Source organism: Streptomyces sp. NPDC046303, from assembly GCF_055588085.1.
On sequence record NZ_JBVJFA010000047.1, the window covers coordinates 1 to 21353 of the forward strand.

Below are 21353 nucleotides of genomic sequence, written 5' to 3' on the forward strand. Positions count from 1 at the left end.
CCTTTTTTTTCTTTAGGTCTAATCTCCTGTGTACCCTTTCTCCTGGGGTCCTGGCCAGGACCCGGGACGACCGGCGGCGGGGGTGCGTTCCCGGAAGACACCCCCGAAGGGACTGAACCGGGGAGGTCGGCCGGTCAGACCCGGCCGCGGAGCGGGCGGCGACGGCGCAGCACGTGGGCGCCGGCGCCCAGGGCCGCCGCACCGACGAGGCTCGCGCCGATGGCGGTCTCGGCGGTGGACGGGCCGAGGGACCCGCCGATGCCGCCCTGCGAGGGCCGGCCCTCGAGGATCCTGAAGCGGGCCGTGGCAACCAGGCTGCTGTCGTTGCACTTGACCGACAGGGTGTGGGTGCCGGGGGACGCGTGGTTGAAGATCCGGACGGTGGCGAAGCCGATCGACCCCGCGGACAGGTTGGCCGGCGGAAAGTTGCCGTGCGAGGTGACGGTACCGCCGTGTCCGCAGCCCGCCGCGCTCACCTGCATCGTGGAACCCTGGTGGACGGCAAACGGGTTGACCGAGACGTTGCTCGGGCCGCGGCCGCCGTCCCCGCCGCGGCCGCCGCTGTCCCCGCCGAAGGGAGAGCTGTTCGCAGAGGCGTACGGAGTACTGAGGCCGATCGCGGCGCAGGCTGCCGCCGCCACGGTGAGAGCGCGCAGAACACGCATGGTTGAACCTCCAGCGGAAAGCGCCCCGGAGCGTCGGCCCCGGATGATCGACGAGAACGCCTCCCATCTCGAACCCTCGGGCTGGCCCGCAAGCTCCGCATGTCCGCCTTTGGGCCGCTCGGTTGAGCGACACGCCGAAGCACGGGCGCCGGAGCTGACGGATCCGCAGGTCACGACCCGTCAGGCATTTATGTGACGATTACCTGGATGGACGCACCCCTTCCGGCCCCTTCCCGCCCCTTTCCCGGCCCTTTCCCGGCCCTTTCCCGGCCGCGCCACCCGTTCGCCCTTCCCCTCTCGCCGTCCCGCCGGGGCGGCCTTAACGTGCGTGAAGTAGGGCGTACAGGGGTGGGACAGGATCGCGGGTCGGGACCCCCGCGTCGGGAAGGGAGAACGATGGGCGAGGACGAGACCGGTCAGTCACGCAAGTTCTCACCGTGGGGCGTACTCGCCCTGGTCATGCTCACCGGCCTCGCGATGGTGCGCAACGGTGTGGACGTCGACGACGGGCCGCCCCAGCCCACCGCGGCCTCGGCCGTCGCGGTGACGGCCGACCAGTTGCCGGCGAACCCGCCGGCGGCGCCGGCGGACCTGGAGGTGCTGGAGCACTCGTCGGTGCAGCGCATCCGGATCCCCACCATCAACGTGGACGCTCCGGTGATGACGGTCGGGCTGGACGCGGAGGGCTGGATCGACGCTCCGCCGCCGCAGGACCGCAATCTGGCCGGCTGGTACCTCAACGGCATCGCGCCGGGCCAGCGGGGCTCGGCGGTGATCGTGGGCCATGTGGACAACGCGCAGGGCCCGGCGGTCTTCTACGGCCTGGGCTCGGTCAAGCCGGGCAACCACGTCGAGGTGGAGCGGTACGACGGGCGCACGGCGGTGTTCGAGGTGTACGGCGTGGAGGTGTTCTCCAAGGACGCCTTCCCCGGAGCCCGCGTGTACGGGGACACCGGGCACGCGGAACTCCGGGTGATCACGTGTGGCGGCGGCTACTCGAAGTCCCGCGGATACGAGGGCAACGTGGTCGTCTTCGCCCGGATGGTGGAGACCCGCTGATCGACGCCCCGCCGGCGCCGGCGCCCCGTACGGGGCGCCCGCCGTCGTGACGGCCTAGCGTGGCGGCAGCGTCGGCAGGGTCATCCGGTAGCCGCGCGCCAGCAGTTGGGGCAGGTACGAGCCGATCGCCTGGACGCTCTGCGACCGGTTTCCGCCCGCGTCGTGCGACAGCACGATCACGCCGGGCCCGGCGCCCGCCAGGACCCGGGAGATGATCGTGGTGGTGCCCGGCTCCTTCCAGTCCAGGGTGTCCACGGTCCAGGCGAGCGGCTCCATGCCGAGTTCGGCTCCGATCTCGAAGGCGGCCCGGTTCCACGCCCCGAACGGCGCCCGGAACCACACCGGGGCCTCGCCCACGGTCTGCTGTACGACCTCGCTGGTGCGGCCGATCTCGGAGACGAGGGCGGGCCGGCTGAGCCGGGGGATGAGCGGGTGGGTCCACGTGTGGTTGCCGATGACGTGACCCTCGGCGGCCATCCGGCGCAGCAGGTCGCGGTTCTCGGTGGCCATCTCCCCGCAGACGAAGAACACGGCGCGCACCCCGTAACGGGCGAGGGTGTCGAGGATCGCGGGGGTGTAGCGGGGGTCCGGCCCGTCGTCGAACGTCAGCAGCATGGAGTTCTCCGTGCCGGTGCCGGGCGGGAGTTCGAGGATCGGGCGGGTCCGGACGGCCGGCTTCGCGAGGGGCGGGCGGACGGGGGCCTCGGCGGTCATCGGCCGCAGCCGGTAGGACTTCTCGAGTCTGCCGTCGGGGAGCATCCCGGGGGGTCCCGCCGCCGGGTGCGGCCCCGGCCCGGCGGCGGGAGCGGGGCCGGGAGCGGGGCCGGGAGCGGGCCGGGGGGTACCGCCCTCGCCGCCCGCTTCGATCAGCCCGGCGGCGGCCGCGACTCCGAGGAAGACGGCGGTACGCAGGAGCGCGCGTCGCCCTACTGTCGGCTCGTCATTTTTCATTATTACTACGTATCAACGACATCGCCGCAGATGTCGAGAGGCGCGGAACGCGCCCCGCCCCCCTCACCCGATCAGCCGCCGATCAGCCGCGCCGCACCAGGGGGAAGGGCAGCGTCTCGCGGATCGTCAGGCCCGTGAGGAACATGACCAGGCGGTCGACGCCGATGCCGAGGCCGCCGGTCGGCGGCATCGCGTACTCGAGCGCGTCCAGGAAGTCGTTGTCGAGCTCCATCGCCTCCGGGTCGCCGCCCGCTGCCAGCAGGGACTGGGCGGTGAGCCGGCGGCGCTGCTCGACCGGGTCGGTCAGCTCCGAGTAGGCGGTGCCCAGTTCGGTGCCGAAGGCCACCAGGTCCCAGCGTTCGGCGAGCCTCGGGTCCTTGCGGTGCTGGCGGGTGAGCGGGGAGACGTCGGTCGGGAAGTCCTTGTAGAAGGTGGGCAGCTTGGTCCGCTCCTCCACCAGCCGCTCGTACATCTCCAGGACCACGTCGCCGCGGGTGTCGTCGGGGGCGTGCGGGACGGCCGCCCGGTCGCACAGCCTGCGCAGGACGTGCTCCTCGGTGTCGGCGTCGACCTCCTCGCCGAGTGCCTCGCTGATCGCCCCGTACATCGTCTTGACCGGCCAGGGACCGGAGATGTCGTGGACGACGAGCTTTCCGTCCGGTCCCGCCTTGTGGGCGACGGCCGAGCCGTAGGCGGCGGTGGCGGCGCCCTGGATCAGCTCGCGGGTGAGGTCGAGCATCACGTCGTAGTCGGCGAAGGCCTGGTAGGCCTCCAGCATCGTGAACTCGGGGTTGTGCTTGTACGAGACGCCCTCGTTGCGGAAGGTGCGGCCCATCTCGAAGACCTTCTCCATGCCGCCGACGCACAGCCGCTTGAGGTACAGCTCGGGCGCGATGCGCAGGTACAGGTCCAGGTCGTAGGCGTTGATGTGGGTGCGGAAGGGGCGGGCGTTGGCGCCGCCGTGGATCTGCTGGAGCATCGGGGTCTCGACCTCCAGGTAGCCGCGCTCCAGCAGCCCTTGGCGCAGGGCCTGCACCGCGCTGGAGCGGGCCCGTACGACGTCCCGCGCCTCGGGGCTCGCGACGAGGTCGAGGTAGCGGCGCCGGACGCGGGCCTCCGGGTCGGCGAGGCCCTTGCGCTTGTCGGGGAGGGGGCGCAGGCACTTGCCGGTGAGCTGCCAGGACCGGACGACGAGGGAGGGTTCGCCGGTCTTGCTGGTGCCGGCCTCGCCGGTCGCGACCACGTGGTCGCCGAAGTCCACCTGGGAGGTGAAGGAGTCCAGTACCTCGGCGCCGGCCTCGTCGCGGGTGAGCATCAGCTGCATGTCGCCGGACCAGTCGCGCAGGACGGCGAACACCACGCCGCCGAGGTCGCGTACGACCATCACGCGTCCGGCGAGGGTGGCCTGTTCCCCGGAGCGGGTGCCGGGCGGGTGGGCGGGGAGGGCGTTCTTCAGCTCGGCCACGGTGTGGGTGCGCTGACGGATGCCGACCGGGTAGGGGTCGGTGCCGGCGGCCCGGATGCGCTCCAGCTTGTCGTGGCGCACGCGCACCTGTTCGGGCAGCCGCTCGGCCTGGGCGGCTGCGGCCTGCTCCCCCACGGCGTCCAGGTTCAGGGAGGCGATGGACGGCAGCCCCTCGGTGGTGGCGGGGGCGGTGAGGCCCTTGGGGTGTCCGTTGCCCCACAGGGTGCGCAGGCTCGGCACCGAGACGAAGCCCTCGGCGATGCCGGAGGCGAGGCTGACGCGGGCGAGGGAGCCGGCGTCCTGGTAGCAGAGGAAGCGCGGGTACCACTCGGGGCCGTACTTGACGTTCGAACGGTAGAGGGCCTCCAGCTGCCACCAGCGGGAGAAGAAGAGCAGCAGCCGGCGCCACAGCTTGAGGACGGGGCCGGCGCCGATCCGGCCGCCTTCCTCGAAGGCGGAGCGGAAGACGGCGAAGTTGAGGGAGATCCTGCGCACGCCCAGGCCGGGGGCGGCGGCGCACAGCTGGGCGACCATGAACTCCATGACCCCGTTGGGGGCGGCGCGGTCGCGGCGCATGAGGTCGAGCGAGATGCCGTCCTTGCCCCACGGGACGAAGGAGAGCAGGGCGATCAGTTCTCCTGCGGCGTCGAAGGCCTCGACCAGCAGGCAGTCTCCGTCGGCGGCGTCGCCGAGCCGGTCCAGGGCCATGGAGAAGCCGCGTTCGGTCTCGGTGTCGCGCCAGCGGTCGGCCCGGTCCACGATCGTCTGCATCTCGTCCTCGGAGAGGGCGGAGTGGCGGCGGATGAGGGTGGTGGCCCCGGTGCGCTTGACGCGGTTGACGGCCTGGCGGGTGACGCGCATGTCGCGGCCGTCGAGGTCGAAGTGGGCGACGTGCAGGATGGCCTCGTCGCCGAGCTGGAGGGCGCTGAGTCCGGAGCGGGCGTAGGCGGTGGCCCCCTCCTCGGAGGCGCCCATGACGGCGGGCTGCCAGCCGTAGCGGCCGGCCACGGCCAGCCAGGCGTCGATGGCCGGGGTCCAGGCGGCGGGGTCGCCGACCGGGTCGCCGCTGGCGAGGCAGACGCCGGCTTCGACGCGGTAGGTGACGGCGGCCATGCCGTTGGGGGCGAAGACGACGGCCTTGTCGCGCCGGGTGGCGAAGTAGCCGAGGGAGTCGTTGCGGCCGTAGGCCCCCAGGAGCGCGCGGATACGGGGCTCCTCGTCCCCGTGCAGGGCCGCGGTCAGGCGCTGGGAGCGGAAGAGCGTCGTGGCGGCGTTCAGCAGGGCGAGGGCGCCGAACAGGCCGAGCAGGAAGTACAGCGGGCGGGGCGGGCGGCCGTCGAACTGGCGGGCGGAGAAGAGGCCGCCGAAGACCTGCTTGGCGGCCCAGTCGAGCCACTGGCCCCTGGGCAGGGTGCCGGGGAAGAGGGCGACGAGTCCCCAGCCCACGAGGACGGCCGCGAGCAGGCCGAGGCCGAGCACCATCAGGGCCCGCCACAGGGCGCCGGGCCGGGAGGCGGCGTAGAACTCGTTGCGGGCGGCGATCAGCAGCCCCATGGCGGCGACGGCCAGGGCCATGGAGGAGAAGCCGATCCCGTAGTCGCCGACGGCGATGTCGACCACGTCGTCGAGGATCAGCAGGGCCAAATAGGTGACGACGATCCACCAGGCGACCTTCTTGCGGGTGCCGAGGGCCGCGGCGAGCAGGAAGAGGAAGACGGCGTAGGCGAGGTTGGCGCTGACCGGTACGACGATCAGGTCCAGGAAGCGGACGACGTGCCTGAGCAGGCGGCGCAGTGTCGGGGAGAGCGCCAGCAGGGCGCACAGCAGACCGAGCGTCCCGAAGAACGCGCCGAATCCGTCGGGCACCCGGTTCAGGAAGCGGTTCCGGGTTCCGCGCGTCTGCTCCACGGTGGCACTCATGGTTCGCACTGTAGGGAGGGCGGCGGCGGTCCGCGCGCCGAGCCGGGCGCGTGAGCGCGGTTCGTGGGGCGACCGGGACCAGGACCTGCCGTGAGCGCTACTTCGCCATGGTGAGGCCGTCCTTGGCCGCGCCCCGGCTGAGGACGGCCTCGGTGATGGCGTCCCGGGCGGTCTCGTACTCGCCCTGGTCGGGGTCCTCGGCGAGGGTGGCCGGGAGGTTGACGACCCGGCCGATGGAGAGGTCCATCATCTGCGGGACGAACTCGGCCTTGGTGACCTGCCAGCGCTGGCCGGCGGCGGCCGGCGGGGCGAAGGTGAAGCGGCCGATCGAGCCGTAGTTGCCGCGCATGTCCCGCGCGCCCGAGTAGTTGAACATCTCGCCCGCGACCTGGTCTCCCATGCCGTAGACGATCCACGTGCCGTTGACCTTCTCGTAGGGCTGCGGGACGTGCGCGTGCGTGCCGAGGATCATGTCGATGTCCGGGCGTCCGCCGGTCTGCGAGGCGGTCAGGGCCTTGCCCAGCGAGAGCTGCTTCTCGTCCGGGGCGGTCTGCCACTCCGTGCCCCAGTGCAGGCTGGCCAGGACCACGTCCGCACCCGCCTTCCGGGCCGCCCGGGCGTCCGCGACGATCTTGTCCTGTTCCATCAGGTTGACCGCCCACGGCTGCCCCTGCGGCATCGGATACCCGTTGGTGTCGTAGGTGTAGGCGAGGTGCGCGACCTTGGCGGTGCCGGCCGTGTAGGTGGTCACCGTGGCCGCCTCCGCCGCCGTACGGGCCGAACCGGCGTGCTTCAGGCCGACCTTGTCGAAGCGGTCCAGCGTGCGGCGCAGCCCGTCGGCCCCGTCGTCGAGGGTGTGGTTGGAGGCCGTGGAGCAGCCGTCGTACCCGGTGGCCTTCAGCGCGTCGGCGACGCTCGGCGGGGAGACGAAGGCCGGGTAGCCGGAGAAGGGCCCGCCCTCCTCGCCGTAGATGGTCTCCATGTGGCAGAGGGCCAGGTCGGCGCCGGAGACCACGGGCTTGACGCCGGAGAACATCGGCCGGAAGTCGTGTCCGTCGCCGTCCGCGTCCTTCTCCGCCCGCTGGATGACCGAGGTGTGCGGCAGTACGTCGCCGCTCGCGACCAGCGTGAACCCCCGGGCGGCGGGTGATCCGGCGCCGCTGGAGGCGGCCGGTCCGCCGGATTCCCCGAGGCGTGCCGTTGGCGGTTCCCCCGCGGCCGAGCAGCCGGCGGCGGACAGGAGGAGGGCCGACAGGAGGACGGCGGCGTGTCGGGTGCGCTGGGTCGGTCGGGTGCGCTGGGTCATGGGATCCCGACTCTCATTAGTACGACTATCTGACCTTTCGTAATCCATAGAACGAGACACCGATAGTCAAGGAACGGATCCGTCCGCCGGCCGCGCATCCACTCGATCGGCTGCCGTTCGCCGCGCCGTTCGACCGTTCACCGCCCGGCCCGGCCGCCCACCGGACGACCCGGGTGCTTGGGCGCACCGCCCGGACCGGACGGTTCCCGTCGGGGGTCCGTGCAGGTCAGGGTGAAGGCGTCGACCTCCCACACGGCCTCCACACCCCCCGGAAGGAGCCCCTCGTGCCGCTCTCCCCCACCCTTCGGCGTACCGACCCCGAGACGCTGGCCGAACTCCAGCGCGACCACGGGCGGGCCCTGTTCGGTTTCCTGGTGGGGCTCACCGCCGGGGACGCCCAGCGCGCGGAGGACCTCGTCCAGGAGACCCTCGTACGGGTCTGGCAGCACCCGGAGGTGCTCTCCACCGAGCACGAGTCCCTGCGGCCCTGGCTGTTCACGGTGGCCCGGCGGCTCGCGATCGACGCACGGCGCGCCCGCCTGTCACGGCCACAGGAGGTGGACGCGGAAGGGCTCGACCAGGCGCCCGCCGCCGAGGACGCGGTGGCCGGGTCGGTCACGGCCATCGACGTCCGGCGGGCCGTCGGCTCCCTGGGCCCGGAGCACCGCGCGGTGCTGATGCAGGTCTACTTCCGGGACCGCTCGGTGGCCGAGGCCGCCGCCGAGCTCGGCATACCCGCCGGGACCGTCAAATCCCGTACGCACTACGCCCTGCGCGCCCTGCGCAAGGACCTCCAGGGGTACGGGTACGGCCTCGGCGCCTGAGCCCGCGAGGCCCGCGGTCCCCCCGCAAAGAGGGCGGGGAACGCCTCGAATGCACGCGGACCGGACACAAACCGCATGGAATGAGGCATCAGACCGTTCAAGTTGAGTAAACCTGCCCCGCTCGGCGAGCCGCTCGGTGAAGGCTCAGGACTGACGGCGGGACGCTCACACGCGCGGGAGAAGGTGGAACGGTGCAGCCCGAGGGTATGAACGGCACCAGTGACGGCGGGCTCGCGGTGCCCATGGCTTGGCTCTACGCCGAGTACATCGCAGACGAACTGCTGCGCACCGGCCGGCTGATCCCGGTCAGCACCCTGGAGTTCCGGGCCGGGCGGGACACGCTCGCGCTGACGATCTACCTCTCGGACGCGGCCGGGGAACTCTCCGGGATCCGGGTGGTCTCGCAGCTCGACGAGTGGCTCTCGCTGACCGCGTACGGGCACCCGTGGCGGGACTGGGTGCACACCCGGTTCCTCGCGCTGGGCGAGGAGGCCCGGGAGCGCGGCCGCGCCGAGGAACCGGACCTGGAGCTCGCCCGGGCGGCCTGGCGCTGGCTGGACCGCACGGAGCTGTTCGCCACGAACCTCGACCCCGGCCGGCACGGCCACGCCGACACCCCGCCCGGGCTGGACGAGAACGCGCGGGTGTGGACCCCGGCCTGGCAGCTCGGCCTGCCGCTGGGCCACTTGGCGATGCACCTGTTCTGAGGACCGCCGGGCCGCGCGCACCGCCGGGCCGCGCGCACCGGCGGGAGGAGCGCACCGGCCGCAGGAGGCTACGCGGGGCGGCGCGGCCCCGGGGCCTCGGCCGGGTCCATCACCAGGCCGGTGAAATCGGCCTCGTTGCGCTCGGCCCGCCGGACGTACCAGCGGGCGATCAACCACATCACCGGATACACCAGCAGGCCCAGCGCCACCCACACCAGCGGCCCCGACGCCGCGCGCGGCAGGAGCAGCACCAGCGGGAGCGTCCCGACCGTCAGCGCGAGCGCGGCCAGCGCCCACAGGCCCGCGCGCAGCTGGCTGCGCATGAGGGCCCGTATGTAGGTCGCGCCCAGGGTGGTCTGCTCGGAGATCTCCGAACGGGCCGGGGTGTGCGCGGGCGGCCGGCGGCGGGCGGCCCGGGGCACCCCCGTGACGATCTCGCGCCTCGGCGGCGACTGCTGCTCCTCGGCCATCGAGCCGGAGTCTACGCAGCGCCCCGCTATTTGAGGAGGCGCGAGAGCCGCCGGTCCGCGAGCGGCTTCCCGCCGGTCTGGCAGGTGGGGCAGTACTCGAGGGAGGAGTCGGCGAAGGAGACCGAACGGACGGTGTCCCCGCAGACCGGGCACGGCTCCCCGGCCCGGCCGTGCACCCGCAGCCCGCTCTTCTTCTCGGCCTTCAGCCGGCCCGCGGCCACTCCGTGCGCCCGGTCGACGGCCTCGCGCAGGGTGTCCTCGACGGCCGCGTACAGGCGGGTGACCTGCTCCTCGTCGAAGGACGCGGCCAGCTTGAAGGGCGAGACGCCGGCGCGGTGCAGGATCTCGTCGCTGTAGGCGTTGCCGATCCCCGCGATGACGCTCTGGTCGCGCAGCACCCCCTTGATCTGGCGCCGCTCCCCCTCGAGCAGGGCGGCGAAGGCGTCGCGGTCGAAGGCCTCGTCGAGCGGATCGGGGCCGAGGCGGGCGATGCCGGGCACCTCCTGGGGATCCCGTACGACGTACACCGCGAGGCGCTTTTGGGTGCCGGCCTCGGTCAGGTCGAAGCCGCCGCCGCCCGCCAGCACCACGCGCAGGGCGAGCGGCCCCTTGCCGGGGCGCGGGGGCTGCGCGGGCAGGGCATCCTGCCAGCGCAGCCAGCCGGCGCGGGCCAGGTGGGTGACGAGGTGGAGCTCGCCGATCCCCATCGCGAGGAACTTGCCGTACCGGGTGGTGGCACCGGCGGTCTGCCCTTCGAGGGCGGTCAGCGGCGGGTCGTAGGTCTTGAGCACGCTCACCGCGAGCGGGAGGACGCGCTCCACCACCCGCCCGGTGAGGTGTTCGTCGAGGTACTCCCGCAGGGCCTCGACCTCGGGCAGCTCCGGCATGGTCCCAGCCTGCCCCCGCCCCGCACGAAACGCGAACCGTGCACGCGGGCGGCCTTCCCGCGGACCGGGTCGCGCCGGCCGGTCAGCCGACCACGAACTCGCACCACACGCACTTGCCGCTCCCCCGCGGCTCCACGCCCCACACGTCCGCCAGCCGGTCCACCAGCATCAGCCCGCGGCCCGACACCCCCGACTCCCCGGCCTCGCGCCGCCTCGGCAGCGCGCTGGAGCGGTCCTCGACCTCCACCCGCAGCCGCCGTTCGGGGCCGCTCAGGACCCTCAGGGTCACGATCGCCGGGCCCTCCGTGTGCATCAGGGCGTTCACGATCAGCTCGTCCGCGACGAGCTCGATCTCGTCGGCCCGTTCCCGGGCACCCCACGCCCGCACCGCCGCTCCGATCATGTGGCGCGCGGCCACCAGCGCCTCCGGGTCCCCCGGCGCCACGTGCTGCTGGAGCCGGCCGCCGCCCTGCGGGGTCTCCTCCACCTGGCGGCGCAGCAGGAGCAGCGCCATGTCGTCGTCCCCGCCCCGCTCGTCGACGACCCCGCACAGCCGGTCGGCGAGGAGCTGCAGGTCCGCGGGGCCGCCGCGGACCAGCGAGGTGAGCAGCCGGATCCCGTCGTCGAGGTCGGCGCCGGGGTGCTCCACCAGGCCGTCCGTGCACAACAGGATCGTTTCTCCTGGATCCAGTTCCACCGTGGTCACCGGATACTCCAGGCGGCCGAACTCCGCCGAGAGGCCCAGCGGCATCCCGCCCGCCACCGGAAGCCTGCGGCAGTCCCCGCTCCGGGTGCGCAGCAGCGGGTCGATGTGGCCCGCGCGGACCAGCTGGAGCACCCCCGTCGACAGGTCGGCCTCCGCGTACGTGCACGTCGCGAACCGGTCGGTGTCCAGTTCGTGCAGGAAGACGGAGGCCCGGGCCATCACCGTGCCCGGCGAGTGGCCCTCGGCGGCGTACGCGCGCAACACGATCCGCAGCTGGCCCATGACCGCCGCCGCGTGCGTGTCGTGGCCCTGGACGTCGCCGATGACCGCGCCGACCCGGCCGCCCGGCAGCGGGATGACGTCGTACCAGTCGCCGCCGATGTCCTGGCCCATCCGGGCGGAGCGGTACCGTACGGCGATCTCCGCGCCCGGCACCGAGGGGATCCTCCTCGGCAGCATGGCCTGCTGGAGGCCCTCGGCCAGGTCGTGCTCCTGCTCCAGCAGCATGGCCCGCTGGAGGCTCTGCGCGATGCTGCTGCCCAGGGCGACGAGCAGGTTCCGCTCGTCCTGGGTGAAGCCGTCCTTGTCCTGGTAGAGCAGGCCGATCGCGCCGATCGGACGGGCCTGGGCGATCAGCGGAAGATAGGCGGCCGCCGAGATCTGCATGTACTCGATCTTCGACCAGAGCGAGGGGTACTCCCCGGCGAATTCCTGCGCCGAGTCGAGGAACCGCGGCTGGAGCGAGCGGACGACCTCGCTCATCGGGTACTGCTCGTCGATGCGGGTGTACCGGGTCCCGGGCACGAAGCTGCCCTCCGGCCCCTCGGCGACGAGGTGGATGCGCCCGGCTTCCACCAGGCCCATCACCATGCCCATCGACCCGAGGCGTTCCAGGCCGTGAGCGTCACCGAGCGCGTCGATGACGTCCTGGACGGTCCGGGCGTGCGCGAGGGCGGCGGTGGTGCTCTCGACCACCGACGTCTGGCGGCGCCGCTCCTCGTCGAGGCCGAGGCGCTCCGCCGAGTGGCTGAGCTCCTCGGTTGCGTCCCGGACGATGCCGATGATCCGGTACGGGCGTCCGTCCGGGCCGCGCATGACGCGGCCCTGGGTGTGCGTCCAGCGCAGCCGGCCGTCGCGGCAGCGGATGCGGAAGTAGGCGCCGTAACTGTCTTCCCTGCTCTTGAGGGCGCTGGAGACGAGGGCGTCGAGTCGCGCGGCCTCGGCGGGCGGCACGCGCGGGGACAGGGATTCGGGCCGTCCGTCGTATGTCCGGGGCGACGTGTCGAAGACGTCGAGCGCCGCCTCGTCCATGTGCATGAGCCCGGTGGTCAGGTCCCAGTCGAAACTGCCCATGCGGTTCAGTGCCAGCGACCGGTCCGGGTGCGCGGGCCAGTCGTCCGGCAGCGATACGGAGCTCGGCACCGGTCCACCATGACACACGGGCCGGTCAGGCGCTCTCCAGCGAGTAGCCGGGGTCGGAGGGCGCCGGCTGTTCCTCTTCCGGGACGAGCGGGTCGGCGGGGTCGCCTGGGTCGATGGGATCGACGGGGTCGACGGGATCGGTGGGATCGGCGGGGGCGAAGGGGTCGTACGGGTCGGCCGCGTCCGGCGGGACGTCGGAGGAGCCGTCGGACGGCGCCTCGGAGGAGGGGTCCGGGGGCAGGTCGGACGGCGCCTCGGACGGCGGCTGCTGCGGGTCGGCCGGGTTCGACGGCCGGGCCGGGCTCTGCCGCAGGCCGTCGCCGGGCGAGGACGGATCGGCGGGGGTGTTCGGCGAACCCGGCGGGCAGCCCGTGGCCGCGGGGCCGGGCACGCCCGTGTTGCCGTCGGGCTGTGTCGGTGGCGCGGTGCGGGCGAGGCTGTTGGCGGTGGGGCTCGGACAGGGGTCGGCGGGCGGGGTGACGGGCCCGTCGGGGATGCCGTCGGCCGGGTCGTACGGGGGCACGACCTCGGGCGTCCGGTCCTGGGCCCCGTCGTCGCCCCGCTTGCGCTCGATCCAGGTGTTGTCGGCGATGTTGACGATGACCAGGTTGTTCATGGCGTGGGGCGTGGGCTCGATGACCACGACCTGGTTGGGCTGGTAGCCGTTCCACGGGTCGCCCTTGTGCACCGGGGAGCCCTTGGGGGCGCGCGGGGAGAGCAGCGGGTTGCCGCAGGCGCAGCGGACCCGGGGCATCCCGTGCTCGTCGACGAGGACGGCGGTACCGGCCTGGAGTACGGCCTGGAAGCTGTCGGCGGCGCCGTCGCGGAAGCCGTGACTGGTGACCCGGGTGTCGGCGCGGAGCACGACGGGGGTGAGGCCGCGAAGGAATTCGGGGATCTTCGCCTGTTCGATGTCGGAGGCCTCGGCGAAGGCGCGGGCCTTGGCGGCGTCGGCGGTCAGGTAGCGGACCTGCTGTTCCACGTCGCAGCTGCCGAGCCGCTGGGTGCCGCCGTACAGGCCGGGGGTGGCCGCGTTCACCGTGCGGATGCCCTGTCCGGTCGGGTTGGGCAGCGGGGGCTGTACGGGTGCGGACTCGGCGGTGGCGGAGGAGGCGGTGAAGGGGGCGGGGCCCGCGGAGGCCACGGGCTGGAGGTGGAGGTCCGCGCTCTCCGCTCCCGCGGTCCCCCGCTTCTCCTCGGAACCGCCGCAGCCCGCCGCCAGCAGGCCGAGGGCGGCCAACAGAGCGGCGCCGGCCGGTGCGTGACGACGCGGCGCCTGACGAGGTGTCGGAGGTGTCGGTGCGTGCACGTGGATCTCCCTTTTCGCCCCGGTTGCTCCCTCTTGTCTGCCGCATCTGCGCGGAGGCCGCAACCGGAGCGCTTCTTGAACATGTTCAAGGAACCCTCTAGAGTCGCCGCAGTGAGTTGAACACGTTCAACGAGAGGGGGGTCGCCGTGACGGTACTGGTGAACGCGATCGTCACCCTGGGCATGCTGTATGTCGTCCCGGCCGGCCTGCGCCTGATCGACCCGGTGGGGCTGCGCCGGACCGCCCGCCTGTGGCCGCTGCCCGCCGCCCTCGGGGCGGTGTGCCTGTGGCTGCCGCGCGGCCTGCCCGCGACCGCGCCGGCCGCACTCTACGCGGCGGCCTGTCTGGCCCTGGCGGCCGGGGGATGTCGCGCCGTCCGCCGCAAGCCGGGCTCGACCGGCTGGGTGCCCGGACCCGCCGACATCGCCGTGGCCACCGCGCTGGCCTCGCCCGCGATCGCCGGGACCGCCCTGGTCGCCGAACGCGCCGGGTACCGGCTCTTCGGCTTCGACCTCGACATCCTGGCGCTGACCGTGCCCCACTTCCACTTCGCCGGGTTCGCGGCCGCCCTGGTGGCGGGACTCGTGTGCCGGGCCGCGGCGCCCGGGCCGGTCGCGCGCGGGGCCGCGTACAGCGTCCCGGCGGGCACCCTGCTCGTGCTCCTCGGCTACTTCGTCGACGACTGGGCCGAGCTGGCGGGCGCGGTGGTTCTGACCGGCGGGATGTGGGCCGTGGCGCTGGTGACCTGGCGGGAGGTCCGGCCCGCCGGACCCGACCGGTGGACCCGCGCGCTGCTCTCGACCTCGGCCGTGGTCCTGGTGGCCACCATGCTGCTCGCCCTGTGGTGGGCGCTCGGCGAGACCACCGGGATCCCCCACCCCACGCTGACCTGGATGGCCGCGACCCACGGCCTCGGGAACGCACTCGGATTCGCCCTGTGCTCGGTGCTGGCCTGGCGCCGGCTGACCGCAGACCACCCGCAGACCGCCCGACAGGAGACCACGCCATGACCCGCCTGATCAGCGCCGGCCGGGACGCCCTCAGCTACCCCGACCGGGGTGCGACGGCCCACCGCCCGCTGCCCGCCGGCTACCACCACCTGCACCACCGCACCCGGATCGGCCACGGGCAGGCCGCCTTCGAGGCCGCCGGGGTCGCGGTGACCACCTTCCACGCGCACCGGGCCTCGGGAATGCGGGTACGGGTGGACGCCGGCGGGGCGGGAGCCGTGCGCCCCGGCAGCCGCGTGGTGGTCGGGATCGGCGTCGGCCCGCTGCGGATCAGCGCTCCGTGCGAGGTCATATGGACGGCGTACGAGCCCAGGCGCGTGGGGTTCGCGTACGGGACGCTGACCGGCCATCCCGAGAGCGGTGAGGAGTCCTTCATCGTGGACATGGACACCGACGGCGCGGTCTGGTTCACGGTGACCGCCTTCAGCCGCCCCGGCAGCTGGTACACCAGGCTCGCGGGCCCGGTGGTCCCCCTGCTGCAGCGGGCCTACGCCCGCCGGCTGGGCCGCCGCGTGCGCAGGCTGGCCGCCACGGCCTGACCGGCCCGATACTGGAGTCGATGGACTGGTTCACGGCGCCCGAGTACTGGCTCGGCCGGCTGGTCTTCCAGCGGGCCCTGGCCGGTGTCTACCTCTTCGCCTTCGTCGGTGCCGCCCTGCAGTTCCGGGCCCTGATCGGGGCGCGGGGCATGCTGCCCGTGCCGGTCTACGTGCGGTACGTGCCGTTCCGGCGCGCCCCGAGCCTGTTCCAACTGCGCTACTCGGACCGGCTCTTCGCCGGCTGCGCCTGGGCCGGGGCGCTGCTGGCGGCGGCGCTGGCCGCGGGGGCCGGGGACGAGGTGCCGCTGGCCGTCGCCATGGGGATGTGGGCGCTGCTGTGGCTGCTCTACCTCTCCATCGTGAACGTGGGGCAGACCTGGTACTCCTTCGGCTGGGAGTCGCTGCTGCTGGAGGTGGGGTTCCTCGCCGTCTTCCTCGGCAACGCGCGGACCGGGCCGCCGGTGCTGGTGCTCTGGCTGCTGCGCTGGGTGCTGTTCCGGGTGGAGTTCGGGGCCGGGCTGATCAAGATCCGCGGGGATCCCTGCTGGCGCAAGCTCACCTGCCTCTACTACCACCACGAGACGCAGCCGATGCCCGGGCCGCTGAGCTGGTTCTTCCACCATCTGCCCAGGCCGCTGCACCGGGTGGAGTGCGCGGCCAACCACGTGACCCAACTGGTGGTCCCGGTGCTGTTGTTCACCCCGCAGCCGGTGGCCTCGTACGCGGCGGGGATCATCGTGGCGACGCAGCTGTGGCTGGTGGTGTCCGGCAACTTCGCCTGGCTGAACTGGCTGACGATCACGCTGGCGCTGCCGGCCGTGGACTTCACCGGGCTCGCGGGCGCGCCCCCGGCCGCCGCTTCGCGGGCGGCGCCGGTGTGGTTCGCGGTCCTGGTCTGCGCCGCGACCGTGCTGGTGCTGGCGCTGAGCCGCCATCCGGTGCTGAACATGGTGTCGCGGCGCCAGGTGATGAACCGCTCCTTCGACTCGCTCCACCTGGTCAACACCTACGGGGCGTTCGGCACGGTGGGCCGGATCCGCGACGAGGTGGTGGTGGAGGGCACCGCCGACCGGGTGCCGCACGCGGACGGGGACTGGCGGGAGTACGGCTTCAAGGGGAAACCGGGTGAACTGCGCAGGATTCCGCGCCAGTTCGCCCCGTACCACCTGCGCCTGGACTGGCTGATGTGGTTCGCGGCGCTCTCCCCCGGTTATGCGCGGGACTGGTTCGGGCCGTTCGTGGAGCGGCTGCTGGCGGGCGACCGGGACACGCTGCGGCTGCTGCGGCACAACCCCTTCCCGGACGCGCCGCCGCGCTATGTCCGCGCCCTGCTGTACCGCTACCGGTTCACGACCTGGCGGGAGCTGCGCGAGACGGGCGAGTGGTGGCACCGCACGCTGCTGCGCGAGTACCTGCCGCCCACCCGTCTCGCGGACGCGGCCTGGTCAGAGCCCGAGTAGCGCCGCCTCGCGCTGGGCGTCGATGCCGGGTGCCGGACGGTCGGCGCGCTGCGGGGCCACTCCGCCCAGCGAGCGGAGCCAGGCCCAGGTGTCGGCCACGGTCTCCCCGACCGGGCGGCACTTCAGGCCCGCGGCCAGGGCCTTGGACACGTCGCCGCCGTGCATGTAGTCGTGCCCCTCGCCCGCGGGGATCCAGACCGGGAGCTCGGTCCAGGGCTGTACGCCGGCCTGCAGGATCAGTTCCGGGTCGGTCCAGCGCAGTTCGGCGCGGCCGCCGGTGGTGGCGGCGCAGGCGTCCAGGAAGCTTCCCATCGTGGCGTGGCCGACCGGGGCGACCAGGTTGTAGGGGCCGTGGTGTCCGGCGCCGGCCGCGTCGAGGGTCCAGCGCGCGAGGTCGCGTACGTCGATGTACTGGAGCGGGAGTTCCCGCGGGCCGGGGGCGAGGACCGGGCCGCCGCGGGCGGTGCGGTTCAGCCACCAGGGCAGCCGGCCGACGTTCTCGTACGGGCCGAGGATCAGCCCGGCGCGCACCAGCAGGGCGCGGTCGCCGAAGGCGGCGAGGGCGGCGAGTTCGCCGCCGCGCTTGTCCTCGGCGTAGGCGACGGACTCGGCGTCGGGGGAGCCCTCCACCAGGGGGCCGTCCTCGCCGACTCCGGCCGGGCTCGGGTAGGCGTACACGGAACGGCTGGAAACGTACGCGTACCGGCCGGCCCTCTCGCGCAGCAGGCGGGCGCTGTCGCGGACGGCGGTGGGGGCGCCGCCCCAGGTGTCGACGACGAGGTCCCATTCCCCGTCGGCCAGGGCGGCCAGGCCGCCGGGGGCGGTGCGGTCCCCGTGCAGGGCGGTGGTGCCCGGCGGGGGCGCGTGGTGGCCCCGGTGGAAGACGGTCACCTCCCAGCCCCGGTCGAGGGCGTCCTCGGTGATCGCGCGTCCGACGAATTCGGTCCCACCCAGCATCAGCAGTTTCATGTCCCAGAGCCTGCCCGGCCCTCGGGGGCGGCGGAAGTCGTGATCGCCCTCAGCGATGACGCTCACGGCGTAGCCGGTCCGGGAACCGTCCGGGGCGCGGCAGCGCCCCCGGTGCGGGTGGGCACGGGGGCGCGCGTACCGCTCTTGCGGGTCAGTCGATGCCGGGCAGGATGTGCGATTCCGCCAGGTCGTCCTCGTACCCCGCCAGCCGGATCGGGGCGGACCGCGCCCAGACCTCCAGGCTTCCGAGCTCGTCGGTTCGCGGCTTGGACCGCGTTCCCGTCCGCTCCAGCGACTTCGGTTCGGGCTTCGTCGTTTCTGTCACCGCGCACTCCTCTGTGTCGCGTAACCCGGCAGGCGTGCCGCGCCGGGCTGGGAGGAAAGGGTTTCCGGACGCGGTGGCGCCTTGGTGGAGCGTGGCCCGGGTGGGGCCGTCTGCTGCCCCAGAGTACACATTTGAGCGGACCCCCGCTCGATAGAAAGGCAAAAACCACGTCGCCCTCTTGTTTTCTCCGCGAGTTCGGCAAGTCGTCGGCCCGCGGGTGCGACAAGCATGGTCCGCTCGACGCCGGATGCGCGCGGGGGCGACGGAGGGAGCGGCGGTGGCGGGGTCCGGAGTACGGGGTTTCGAAGTGCCCCGCGTCTCAAGCGTTCCGGAGCTGATGGATCTTCTGCATGCCTGTCGTGGCGGCCGCGGACTGCGTACTGCGGCCCTGCTGCGCCGCGCGCGTCCGTTCGACAAGGAGCTCCAGATCGCGGGCCTGGTACTGGATCTGGGCGAACTGCTCCGTCCGGGTGACGCAGCGTCCCCGCGCGATCACGATGTGGCGGAGGCGGTGCGCCCGTTGCTGGGTGAGCGGGTGGCCCGGCTGATCCGTCTGCACGCGGGGGCCGGGGACGGCGCCGGGGCCGGGGAGGTGGCCGGAACCGGGGCAGGGGCCGGGCCCGGCGCCCCGGCGGCGGACGGCCCGGACGGCGAGGCTGCGGCGGCCCTGCGCCAGGCACACGACGGTGCCGCTGCGGCGGGCCCGGAGGCGGGCGGGCTGGAGGACTGGCAGCCGGTGCTGGAACTGGTCGCGGCCGGGGCCTACCGGGCCGTGGCGGACAGCCCCTTCCTGCCGAGAACCTGATCGACCCCCTCGGCACGCCGAAGGGGTCGGTCACGGGCTCGCTGCCGGGGGCGGGCTACCAGTTCGCGGGGGCGTAGTCCTTCAGGAACACGCCGAACAGGTCCTCGCCGGCCTCACCGCGAACCACCGGGTCGTAGACGCGGGCGGCGCCGTCGACGAGGTCGAGGGGGGCGTGGAAGCCCTCCTCCGCGAGGCGCAGCTTGTCGAAGTGCGGGCGCTCGTCGGTGATCCAGCCGGTGTCGACCGAGGTCATCAGGATGCGGTCGGTCTGGAACATCTCCTGGCCGCTGGTCCGCGTCACCATGTTCATCGCGGCCTTGGCGGCATTGGTGTTCGGGTGCCCCGCACCCTTGTAGCCGCGGCTGAAGACGCCTTCCATCGCCGAGACGTTCACGACGTACGCGCGTCCGCTGGGCGCCTTGCGGGCGGCGTCGGCCATGGCCGGGCGGAGCGCGCTGATCAGGATGAACGGCGACGTGTAGTTGCACAGCTGGGTCTCGAGCAGCTCCACCGGGGAGATCTGGTCGATGGTCTGCACCCAGGTGTTGCTCTCGACGACGTCGGGCAGCAGGCCGCCCGCGTCGATGGCGGTACCCGCGAGGTGCCGCTCCAGGCTGGCGTTGCCCGCGACGAGGGCCAGGTCGGCGACCTTCTGCGCCTCGAGCCCGCTCACGCCGACGGGCAGCGCCGCCAGGCCGTCGACGGCACCGGAGTTGAAGGCGCCGATGACGTGGTGGGCGGGGAGCTCGCCGGCCGGCAGCGGGGCGCTCTCGCCCTCGACCAGCGCGGTGTACGCGGAGGGCAGGCGGCGCACGGTCTGCGTCGCGTTGTTGATCAGGATGTCGAGCGGGCCCGCCGCGGCCACCTGGTCGGCGAGCGCCACGGCCTGGGCCGGGTCGCGCAGGTCGATGCCGACGACCTCCAGGCGGTGCATCCAGTCCGCAGAGTCCTCCATCGCCTTGAAGCGGCGGATGGCGTCCTTGGGGAACCGCGTGGTGATCGTGGTGTGCGCGCCGTCGCGCAGCAGCCGCAGCGCGATGTACATGCCGATCTTGGCGCGTCCGCCGGTGAGCAGCGCGCGCTTGCCGGTGAGGTCGGCGCGGGCCTCCCGCTTGGCCCGGTTCTCGGCGGCGCAGGGCGGGCAGAGCTGGTGGTAGAAGTAGTCGACCTCGACGTACCGCGTCTTGCAGACGTAGCAGGAGCGCGGGCGCTGGAGTATTCCGGCGATCCGGCCGGCCTCCGTGACCGAGGAGGGCAGGATGCCCTCGGTCTCGTCGTCGATGCGCTCGGCGGAGCCGGTCGCGGTCGCCTCGGTGACGGCCTTGTCGTTGGCGGTCTTGGAGGCGCGGCGCTCCTGGCGGCGGCGCTGCTTGACCGTCCGGTAGATGCCGGCGGTGGCGCGGCGTACGGTGATGGCGTCGGGGTGGTCGACGTCGATCTTGTCGAGTTCGTCGAGCACGCTGAGGCAGACGGCGAGGCGTTCGGGATCGATACCGGGCCCGTACGCCTGCCCGTGCTCGTTGGTTTCCTCGGTCACCGTCATGGCCGCTGCCGTTCCTTGATCACTCGTCCGCATCCGCCTGCTGCGGAAGTCCTCAAAAGGGAAACTGTACGGATCGCACGCGCCCGGAACCAAACCCGGCCCCCGGGACCTCACGCAGTGCGACGTCCGGACCGCGCTCCGCATCCGAAGGGCGGGACGCGGGCGCCGGCTCGTGTACTCCTGTACTCCCGTACTACGCCAGGAGTACGACGTGTGACCCCCTGTGGGCGGAGGAATAGCGAAGTCGGGTCGGGCATTGTGGACTTCATGAGTGCACTGGCGCTGTCGGTCCTGCTCTGTCTCGTGTCCGCCCTGGCGTACGCGGCGGGGGCGATCATGCAGGAGCGGGTCGCGGCGAGCACGCCGGACCGCCCGTACGCACCGCTGCGGCGGGGCGGCTGGTGGGTCGCGGTGGCGCTGAACGGCCTCGGCGCACTGCTGCACGTGGTGGCCCTCGCGTACGGGCCGCTGAGCCTGGTCCAGCCGCTCGGTGCACTCACGATCGTCTTCGCCCTGCCGATGGCGGCCGCGTTCGTGCGGCGCCGGGCGGGCGCGGCGGCCTGGCGCGGGGCGGTGCTGGCCACGGCGGGCCTGGCCGGCCTGCTGGCACTGACCGGCGGGGACGCGGAGCAGTCCCTCGCCGGTGGCGAGCGGGGACTGCTGCTCACGGTGACCGCGGCAGTGGTGGCCGCGCTGTTCCTGGCGTCGCACCGCATGCACCGGGCGGTGCTGCGCAGCGTGTCGCTGGCCGCGGCCGCCGGGACGGCCTTCGGCATGGCCTCGGTGTTCACCAAATCGGTGGCGGAGGGCTTCACCCGGGGATCGCTGGGCGCCGCGTGGCCCGATGTCGCGGCGATAGCGCTGCTGGCCTCCGCGGGGCTGCTGCTGTCGCAGGCGGCCTACCGGGGTGCCGGGCTGACCGCGCCGCTGGCCACGGTGACCGTGGTCAATCCGGTGGTCGCGGCGGCGGTCGGCATCTCGCTCTTCGACGAGGGCTTCCGGTACGGGGCG

The 21353-nt window shown here is 73.2% G+C and carries 18 protein-coding genes and 1 pseudogene; 8 read left to right on the forward strand and 11 right to left on the reverse strand.

All coding sequences use genetic code 11. The features are described 5' to 3' along the window. Positions 1-134: 134 nt before the first annotated feature. A complete protein-coding gene (locus ACZ6I1_RS31700; RefSeq protein WP_469292347.1) occupies positions 135-665 on the reverse strand; it encodes a hypothetical protein in 531 nt (176 codons plus the stop codon). Positions 666-1061: 396 nt separating this feature from the next. On the opposite strand from ACZ6I1_RS31700, the gene ACZ6I1_RS31705 reads away from it, so the two are divergent. Then, positions 1062-1724: a class F sortase gene (locus tag ACZ6I1_RS31705; protein WP_469292348.1), complete on the forward strand. Its 663-nt coding sequence runs from the start codon at positions 1062-1064 to the stop codon at positions 1722-1724. A 54-nt stretch (positions 1725-1778) separates the two neighbouring features. On the opposite strand, the gene ACZ6I1_RS31710 is transcribed toward ACZ6I1_RS31705, so the two are convergent. The 3 genes from ACZ6I1_RS31710 to ACZ6I1_RS31720 all read right to left on the reverse strand — a co-directional run bounded on the left by ACZ6I1_RS31710 (position 1779) and on the right by ACZ6I1_RS31720 (position 7366). Beyond that, the gene (locus ACZ6I1_RS31710; RefSeq protein ID WP_469292349.1) at positions 1779-2675 is read right to left on the reverse strand and encodes a polysaccharide deacetylase family protein; all 897 of its coding nucleotides are present in this window, start codon (positions 2673-2675) and stop codon (positions 1779-1781) included. Positions 2676-2757: 82 nt separating this feature from the next. Then, positions 2758-6060, reverse strand: coding sequence for a bifunctional lysylphosphatidylglycerol synthetase/lysine--tRNA ligase LysX (gene lysX, locus ACZ6I1_RS31715; protein ID WP_469292350.1), 3303 nt, complete (start codon positions 6058-6060; stop codon positions 2758-2760). Positions 6061-6157: 97 nt separating this feature from the next. Further along, on the reverse strand, positions 6158-7366 hold the full coding sequence (locus ACZ6I1_RS31720) for a CapA family protein (protein ID WP_469292351.1): 1209 nt from the start codon (positions 7364-7366) through the stop codon (positions 6158-6160). Positions 7367-7650: 284 nt separating this feature from the next. Between ACZ6I1_RS31720 and ACZ6I1_RS31725 the strand changes: the two genes are divergently transcribed. Together ACZ6I1_RS31725 and ACZ6I1_RS31730 are read left to right on the forward strand one after the other, a co-directional pair. Beyond that, positions 7651-8190: a sigma-70 family RNA polymerase sigma factor gene (locus ACZ6I1_RS31725; RefSeq protein ID WP_469292352.1), complete on the forward strand. Its 540-nt coding sequence runs from the start codon at positions 7651-7653 to the stop codon at positions 8188-8190. 206 nt (positions 8191-8396) lie between these two features. Continuing rightward, entirely contained in the window at positions 8397-8897 is a 501-nt protein-coding gene (locus tag ACZ6I1_RS31730) for a hypothetical protein (protein WP_069922841.1), read from the forward strand. 68 nt (positions 8898-8965) lie between these two features. On the opposite strand, the gene ACZ6I1_RS31735 is transcribed toward ACZ6I1_RS31730, so the two are convergent. From ACZ6I1_RS31735 to ACZ6I1_RS31750, 4 genes are all read right to left on the reverse strand, one after another. Then, a complete protein-coding gene (locus tag ACZ6I1_RS31735) occupies positions 8966-9367 on the reverse strand; it encodes a hypothetical protein (protein ID WP_469292353.1) in 402 nt (133 codons plus the stop codon). Between the two features lie 26 nt (positions 9368-9393). After that, the gene (locus ACZ6I1_RS31740) at positions 9394-10254 is read right to left on the reverse strand and encodes an Fpg/Nei family DNA glycosylase (protein WP_469292354.1); all 861 of its coding nucleotides are present in this window, start codon (positions 10252-10254) and stop codon (positions 9394-9396) included. An 82-nt stretch (positions 10255-10336) separates the two neighbouring features. Continuing rightward, positions 10337-12400, reverse strand: coding sequence for a SpoIIE family protein phosphatase (locus ACZ6I1_RS31745; protein WP_469292355.1), 2064 nt, complete (start codon positions 12398-12400; stop codon positions 10337-10339). A gap of 7 nt (positions 12401-12407) precedes the next feature. Next, positions 12408-13622, reverse strand: coding sequence for a DUF6777 domain-containing protein (locus tag ACZ6I1_RS31750; protein ID WP_469292356.1), 1215 nt, complete (start codon positions 13620-13622; stop codon positions 12408-12410). 215 nt (positions 13623-13837) lie between these two features. Here ACZ6I1_RS31750 and ACZ6I1_RS31755 point away from each other — a divergent pair, with 215 nt between their 5' ends. Genes ACZ6I1_RS31755 through ACZ6I1_RS31765 form a run of 3 tightly spaced genes read left to right on the forward strand, consistent with a single transcriptional unit; the run spans position 13838 to position 16700 of the window. Continuing rightward, on the forward strand, positions 13838-14701 hold the full coding sequence (locus ACZ6I1_RS31755) for a YndJ family protein (protein ID WP_469292357.1): 864 nt from the start codon (positions 13838-13840) through the stop codon (positions 14699-14701). After that, complete coding sequence (locus tag ACZ6I1_RS31760; protein WP_469292358.1) at positions 14698-15240, forward strand: DUF1990 family protein; 543 nt, start codon at positions 14698-14700, stop codon at positions 15238-15240. Before ACZ6I1_RS31755 ends, ACZ6I1_RS31760 begins: the two co-directional genes overlap by 4 nt. Positions 15241-15260: 20 nt before the next feature. After that, on the forward strand, positions 15261-16700 hold the full coding sequence (locus tag ACZ6I1_RS31765; protein ID WP_469292359.1) for a lipase maturation factor family protein: 1440 nt from the start codon (positions 15261-15263) through the stop codon (positions 16698-16700). On the opposite strand, the gene ACZ6I1_RS31770 is transcribed toward ACZ6I1_RS31765, so the two are convergent. Then, on the reverse strand, positions 16686-17669 hold the full coding sequence (locus tag ACZ6I1_RS31770; protein WP_469292360.1) for an NAD-dependent epimerase/dehydratase family protein: 984 nt from the start codon (positions 17667-17669) through the stop codon (positions 16686-16688). The two genes, ACZ6I1_RS31765 and ACZ6I1_RS31770, sit on opposite strands and share 15 nt — an antisense overlap. A 151-nt stretch (positions 17670-17820) precedes the next feature. Then, positions 17821-17994, reverse strand: coding sequence for a hypothetical protein (locus ACZ6I1_RS31775; RefSeq protein WP_469292361.1), 174 nt, complete (start codon positions 17992-17994; stop codon positions 17821-17823). A gap of 337 nt (positions 17995-18331) precedes the next feature. On the opposite strand from ACZ6I1_RS31775, the gene ACZ6I1_RS31780 reads away from it, so the two are divergent. After that, positions 18332-18799: a hypothetical protein gene (locus tag ACZ6I1_RS31780; RefSeq protein ID WP_469292362.1), complete on the forward strand. Its 468-nt coding sequence runs from the start codon at positions 18332-18334 to the stop codon at positions 18797-18799. 55 nt (positions 18800-18854) lie between these two features. Here the strand turns inward: ACZ6I1_RS31780 and ACZ6I1_RS31785 are convergent, their stop codons facing one another. Further along, complete coding sequence (locus ACZ6I1_RS31785) at positions 18855-20342, reverse strand: SDR family NAD(P)-dependent oxidoreductase (RefSeq protein WP_469292363.1); 1488 nt, start codon at positions 20340-20342, stop codon at positions 18855-18857. A gap of 336 nt (positions 20343-20678) precedes the next feature. On the opposite strand from ACZ6I1_RS31785, the pseudogene ACZ6I1_RS31790 reads away from it, so the two are divergent. Continuing rightward, positions 20679-21347: pseudogene (locus ACZ6I1_RS31790) on the forward strand (DMT family transporter); the annotation flags it as partial. Positions 21348-21353 lie beyond the last annotated feature (6 nt).